This is a genomic window from Sphingomonas sp., assembly GCF_030145815.1.
Taxonomy (GTDB): domain Bacteria; phylum Pseudomonadota; class Alphaproteobacteria; order Sphingomonadales; family Sphingomonadaceae; genus Sphingomonas.
Window position 1 is genome coordinate 1 of sequence record NZ_JAIXHL010000073.1, and the last position, 3,343, is coordinate 3,343.

Below are 3,343 nucleotides of genomic sequence, written 5' to 3' on the forward strand. Positions count from 1 at the left end.
GATGCGTGTCGTGACCGTTCGCCCGATGGGCGAGGAGAATCGCGATGCAGCCTAAGCTCCTCCTGATTGCCGGCGGCGCGGCGCTTGGCCTGGCAACGCCGGCGGCCGCGCAGATGGACCATTCCAACATGCCAGGCATGAAAATGCCTGCGCCTAAGGCACCAGCGGTAAAAAAGCCTGTTGCTAAGAAAGCCGCAGCGGCCAAGCCCGTCGCGCGCAAGGCGCCCGCGAAGCCCGCCGCTAGGTCGACGCCTCGCACGAGGGTGGGATCGGCGGCCAAGCCCGCCGCAAGTCGGTCCGCCAAACCTCCGGTCGGCGAACCCGTCGTTGCCGATCCTCACGCCGGTCATGACATGTCCGCCATGCCGGGTATGAATATGCCTGAAGCCAACCCCAATCCTAGTGCCGGGCACGACATGTCCGCGATGCCAGGTGCAGCCGGCGGCACCAACCCCGCCGAGCCGGGTGCTATGCAGGGCATGGACCACGGATCGATGCCGGGAATGGGCCAGGGCTCGGGGGCGATGCAAGGCATGTCGGGACACGACATGGGAAGCATGCCCTCCGCCACGGGCGCGGCGATGGTCGGCACCAACCTGCCGGCCGGCAACGCTCCGCCGCCGCCCATTCCCACGGATCGGGCCGCAGACCAAGTCTATACTGCCGCCACCATGGCGCATTCGCAGCAGCATCTGCAGTCGATGCACGGCGGGCAGAATTTCTCGCAGGTCATATTCAACCTGGCTGAAGTCCAGATCCGGGATGGGCGCGATGGCTATCGGTGGGACGGCAGTGCTTGGTTCGGGGGCGATATCAACCGGCTGGTGCTCAAGACCGAGGGCGAAGGGAGTATCGGGCGAAGCCTGGAAGCAGCAGAGGTGCAGGCGCTTTATTCGCGCGCCGTGGGTCCATACACCGATATACAGCTTGGCGTCCGCTACGACTTCAAGCCAAACCCCTCGCGCGTCTATGCGTCGGTCGGCTTTGAAACGCTTGCACCCGGCTTCTTCGATGTCGAGGGCGCGCTGTTCCTGTCTAACAAGGGCGACCTACTAGGGCGTCTGGAAGGCTATTACGATCAACGGATCACGCAGCGATTGATCCTTCAGCCGCGCGTCGAGTTCAACCTTGCCGCGCAGGACGTGCCGGAAATCGGCATCGGCTCCGGCCTGTCCACGGCCGAACTCGGTCTGCGTCTCCGCTATGAGATCAGGCGCGAGTTCGCGCCCTATGTGGGCATATCGTACGACCGCCGGTTCGGGGACACGGCCCGCTTCGCGCGCGCCGAAGGCGAGGGCGCGGGGTCGACCAGCTTCGTTGTGGGCATTCGCACATGGTTTTGAGGCCGATTAGGTTTTGTTGCGTTGGCCAAGTCCAAGAAGGAAAAGGCAATGTTTAAGACGATAACGGTTCTGGCTCTGGCCGCGATGGCGGCGAGCCCCGCTTTGGCTCAGCAGCAGATGCAGGGCATGGACCACTCGAAAATGCAGGGCATGAACCACGACAACATGCCTGGCATGAACACGCCCTTCATGCCCGCCGAGATGGCGATGTGAACTCCAGGCGATGCTCCGGTCTATGGGCAAGCGTCCTCAGTAATAAGCCTCGTTCGTCCCGCCCCCGCCGAGGGAGCGGGAGGTTCGACCAAGGAGTTTTTCGATGAAAATAGCTTTGCGATCCGCGCTGACTGCCGCAGCCTTGTTGGTTCCGGTTGCCGTCAGCGCGGCCACCCCGATCGTCATGCACCGCGACCCCGGCTGCGGCTGTTGTGCCAAGTGGGCGGCGCAGGTGCAGCGGCAGCTCGGGCGCCAGGTGCGCGTCGTCGATGATTCCAACCGCTCGGCGCTGCAAAAGCGCGCAGGGGTTCCCGCGGACGTCTCGTCCTGCCACACCGCAATCGCCGATGGCATGGCTTTTGAGGGCCACGTGCCGATCGCCGACATGAAGCGGGTTCTCGCGACCCGGCCCAAGGGCGTACGGGGCCTCGCAGTCGGCGGCATGCCGCTTGGTTCGCCGGGAATGGAAGTGCCGGGCGCCAAGGCGCAGGCCTATGACGTGGTCGCCTTCGGCCCCAACGGGCGCCGCCTGTTCGCCCGCCACGGCAGCTGATCGGCGGTTTTTTTACGGCGGGAGACAAGACGCGGTCGCCCAGCCAGCGTAGCTCCTCCGTCCAGTTCGTCTAGAAGAGTAGACGAAAAGTCTCACAGGAAAGCGAATACGCGGGTGAGGGCGGAAGACGGCCCGTGCGTAAACGGGAATGGATGAACACGGATCAAGGGGGTTGGGTGATGAGCGGTAAACGAGGCGGGGCCTTCGCTCTGCTCCTTGCGGTTGCAATCTCAGTAAGCACGTCGGCATCGGCGCACGAAGATCACGATGCGCTTGGGGCCGGTCCCGGGCCGGCCGCTAACAGCACAGCCGAGACGCCGAAAGCAGACGGAGCGGACGCTGGCGACGGCCATATGGGCATGGGCTCTATGTCGACCGCGGACATGAACATGGGTGGCCGCGACATCGCCGGTGACGACATGGACATGGGCGGCATGCACGAGGAGACCGCGAACAAGAACAAGACGTTTGGGCAGCGACTGGTCAGCTGGCTTGGTCGTGTGCACACGATGGTGATCCATTTTCCGATCGCGCTGTTCATCGGCGCGTTCGGCGTCGAACTTTTCGGCCTGTGGCGTCGCAACCGCGATTACCAGCATGTCGCCCACATCATGTTGGTAGTCGGCGCGCTAGGCGCGATCGTGGCCGCGTTCCTCGGCTGGTTTGCGGGTGGATTTTACCTGACCGATCGCAACCCGATCCTCATGACCCACCGTTGGCTCGGCACCGCCATAGCCGTCTTCGGCGTCGCGCTCGCTTGGATGGCGGCGCGCCACCGCAAGGTTCCCGAGCGGTCGCGGACACTGTACTGGGTGGTGCTTGGCCTGATGACGCTCGCGATCTCGATCCAGGGATTCCTCGGCGGAACCTTCATGCATGGCGGAATAAACCACTTGGCGTTCTGAGTGGACCCGACGCTCGATAGGCGGTCGCGTGTTGGCGCGGCTCAAAGGAATGCGACGAAATGCGACAGCGCCGACCTTCATGCCCATAGGCCTTTTGAGCATAGCGTCGGATGCCGCCGGCGATCCCGGCCCCCGCTTGGCCGCTCGGGCGTGTCGAGCAATCCCCCGGCGCTGGTAATAGCACACTGTCGCGATGCACTCGCGCGCGATCCACGCGATCGTGGTGCGGGATCATCGAAACGGAGAAAGGCCGTGTCGCCGATCGTCGTGTGGAGACGAATAGCGCGAAAAGAAGATGACAAGCGAGCCGGCGACCGGCGCTGGGTTGG

General features: G+C 64.1%; 4 protein-coding genes. All 4 read left to right on the forward strand.

Annotation, left to right across the window (positions count from 1 at the left end):
- Positions 1 to 44: 44 nt before the first annotated feature.
- The 4 genes from KYX69_RS22995 (at position 45) to KYX69_RS23010 (ending at position 3,014) form a co-directional block, all read left to right on the forward strand.
- A complete protein-coding gene (locus KYX69_RS22995) occupies positions 45 to 1,343 on the forward strand; it encodes a copper resistance protein B (protein ID WP_300501669.1) in 1,299 nt (432 codons plus the stop codon).
- A gap of 48 nt (positions 1,344 to 1,391) precedes the next feature.
- Positions 1,392 to 1,556, forward strand: a complete 165-nt coding sequence (locus KYX69_RS23000; RefSeq protein ID WP_300501670.1) for a hypothetical protein — start codon at positions 1,392 to 1,394, stop codon at positions 1,554 to 1,556.
- A 103-nt stretch (positions 1,557 to 1,659) separates the two neighbouring features.
- Entirely contained in the window at positions 1,660 to 2,109 is a 450-nt protein-coding gene (locus tag KYX69_RS23005) for a DUF411 domain-containing protein (RefSeq protein WP_062342522.1), read from the forward strand.
- 179 nt (positions 2,110 to 2,288) lie between these two features.
- Entirely contained in the window at positions 2,289 to 3,014 is a 726-nt protein-coding gene (locus KYX69_RS23010) for a DUF2231 domain-containing protein (RefSeq protein ID WP_300501671.1), read from the forward strand.
- Positions 3,015 to 3,343 lie beyond the last annotated feature (329 nt).

Excerpts from the sequence above, each read along its gene's own strand:
- KYX69_RS22995 (WP_300501669.1), top strand. The coding sequence starts at position 45 with ATGCAGCCTAAGCTCCTCCTGATTGCCGGCGGCGCGGCGCTTGGCCTG.
- KYX69_RS23000 (WP_300501670.1), top strand. The coding sequence starts at position 1,392 with ATGTTTAAGACGATAACGGTTCTGGCTCTGGCCGCGATGGCGGCGAGC.
- KYX69_RS23005 (WP_062342522.1), top strand. The coding sequence starts at position 1,660 with ATGAAAATAGCTTTGCGATCCGCGCTGACTGCCGCAGCCTTGTTGGTT.
- KYX69_RS23010 (WP_300501671.1), top strand. The coding sequence starts at position 2,289 with ATGAGCGGTAAACGAGGCGGGGCCTTCGCTCTGCTCCTTGCGGTTGCA.